Here is a 1,903-nt window from a genome sequence, read left to right as displayed (position 1 = left end):
ACATTGGCGCCAGCCGACACCGTCATGCGCAGGCCGTCGGCAGGGTTCTGATGAACAAAACCCCAGTCGGTGCGCATCAGGAAGCGGCGCTCTGCCTCGCTCATGCGGTAGAGCTCGCGGAACTGGCCGTCGCGCATGCGGTAGCTGGCGGTGCCGGAGCTCGGCAGCAGCCGCGTCGACAGGCAGTTGAGCAACGTCGTCTTGCCGGAGCCGGACTCGCCGACGACTGCCAGGACTTCGCCCGGCCACAGGTCGAAGGAGACGTTGTCGCAGCCAACGCGCGAGCCATAGAATTTGGAGAGCGCCGAGACGCGCAGTAGCGGTTCGTCGGTCATTGCGTCGGCTCCATGTTTCCTGGGGCGAGATGGGTTTCGGGGGCAAGGTGGCCGCGATGGCCGTCCGCCCGTCGCTTTTCGCAATGGTCGGTGTCGGAGCAGACGAACATGTGGCCGCCATGGTCGTCGAGGATGACCTCGTCGAGATAAACGTTCTCGGTCGCGCACAGCGCGCAGGGCTGGTCGAAGGTCTGCACTTCGAACGGATGGTCCTCGAAGTCGAGGCTGACTACTTCGGTGAAGGGCGGCACCGCGTAGATGCGCTTTTCACGCCCGGCGCCGAACAGCTGCAGCGCCGGTGAGCGGTGCATTTTTGGATTGTCGAATTTCGGCGTCGGCGACGGGTCCATCACATAGCGGCCCTCGACCTTGACCGGATAGGCATAGGTGGTGGCGATGCGGCCGTGCTTGGCGATGTCCTCGTAGAGTTTGACATGCATGAGGCCGTATTCTTCCAGCGCATGCATCTTGCGCGTCTCGGTCTCGCGCGGTTCGAGGAAGCGCAAGGGTTCGGGGATCGGCACCTGGTAGACAAGCACCTGGCCCGCTGTCAGCGGATGCTCGGGGATGCGGTGGCGCGTTTGGATGATGGTGGCGCTGGCAGTGTCGGTCGTCACCGCGACATTGGCGACCTTCTTGAAGAAGGCGCGGATCGAGACCGCATTGGTGGTGTCGTCGGCGCCCTGGTCGATGACCTTCAGCACATCGTCGGGGCCGATGATCGAGGCGGTGACCTGGACACCGCCGGTGCCCCAGCCATAGGGCATCGGCATTTCGCGCGAGGCGAACGGCACCTGATAGCCGGGGATCGCGATGCCCTTAAGGATCGCCCGGCGGATCATCCGCTTGGTCTGCTCGTCGAGATAGGCGAAGTTGTAGGTGGCGATGTCTGTCGGTTGAGCGGTCATTCCGCGGCCTCTCTTTTCTCTTCTACCTTCGCCGGGTTTTCGCGTGCCTCATATTCGGCGCGCATGCGGCGCACGAGGTCGAGCTCGGCCTGGAAGTCGACATAGTGCGGCAGCTTCAGATGCTCGACGAAGCCGGTCGCCTGGACATTGTCGGAATGCGAGATGACGAACTCCTCGTCCTGGGCAGCCGCGACGACATCTTCGCCGAGTTCCGAGGCGCGCAACGCGCGGTCGCAGAGCGCCATGGCCATCGCCTTGCGCTCGCTCTGGCCGAAGACCAGGCCGTAGCCGCGGGTGAATTGCGGCGGCGCCTTGGCCGACCCTTTGAACTGGTTGACCATCTGGCACTCGGTGACCCGCACAGTGCCGAGCGGCACCGCGAAGGGCAGTTCCGGCACGTCGAGCTCCAGCTCGACCTCGCCGATGCGGATCTCGCCGACGAAGGGATGGTTGCGGGCATAGCCACGCTGCGTGGAATAGCCGAGCGCCAGCAGGAACCCTTCATCGCCGCGCGACAGTGCCTGCAGGCGGATGTCGCGTGCCATCGGGAATTCCAGCGGCTCGCGGGTGATGTCGCCGGGGACATGGTCTTGCGGCATGTCGCCATCCGGCTCGATCAGGCCTTCGCGGGCAAGGATCGCCGAGGCGCAAGCCATGCCT

3 protein-coding genes are annotated in these 1,903 nt (G+C 64.7%); all 3 read right to left on the bottom strand.

The annotated features are described in order from the left end of the window. On the bottom strand, positions 1 to 335 hold a 335-nt coding region (locus EN935_RS33760), incomplete at its 3' end, for an ATP-binding cassette domain-containing protein (RefSeq protein WP_127374111.1). Then, positions 332 to 1,243 carry an alpha-D-ribose 1-methylphosphonate 5-phosphate C-P-lyase PhnJ gene (locus EN935_RS33755; RefSeq protein ID WP_127263208.1) on the bottom strand — a complete coding sequence of 304 codons (912 nt, stop codon included), beginning with the start codon at positions 1,241 to 1,243 and terminating at the stop codon, positions 332 to 334. The genes EN935_RS33760 and EN935_RS33755, both read right to left, overlap by 4 nt. Next, a partial coding sequence (locus EN935_RS33750; RefSeq protein WP_206534635.1) for a carbon-phosphorus lyase complex subunit PhnI occupies positions 1,240 to 1,903 on the bottom strand: 664 nt, incomplete at its 5' end. The genes EN935_RS33755 and EN935_RS33750, both read right to left, overlap by 4 nt.

The sequence above is a fragment of the Mesorhizobium sp. M7D.F.Ca.US.004.03.1.1 genome, assembly GCF_003998635.1.
Taxonomy (GTDB): domain Bacteria; phylum Pseudomonadota; class Alphaproteobacteria; order Rhizobiales; family Rhizobiaceae; genus Mesorhizobium; species Mesorhizobium loti.
The sequence above is the reverse complement of the archived record's forward strand: the minus strand, read 5'-3'. Positions and strand labels throughout refer to the sequence as shown.

Bases quoted from the DNA above. Each gene is read 5' to 3' on its own strand.
- EN935_RS33755 (WP_127263208.1), bottom strand. From the start codon at position 1,243: ATGACCGCTCAACCGACAGACATCGCCACCTACAACTTCGCCTATCTC.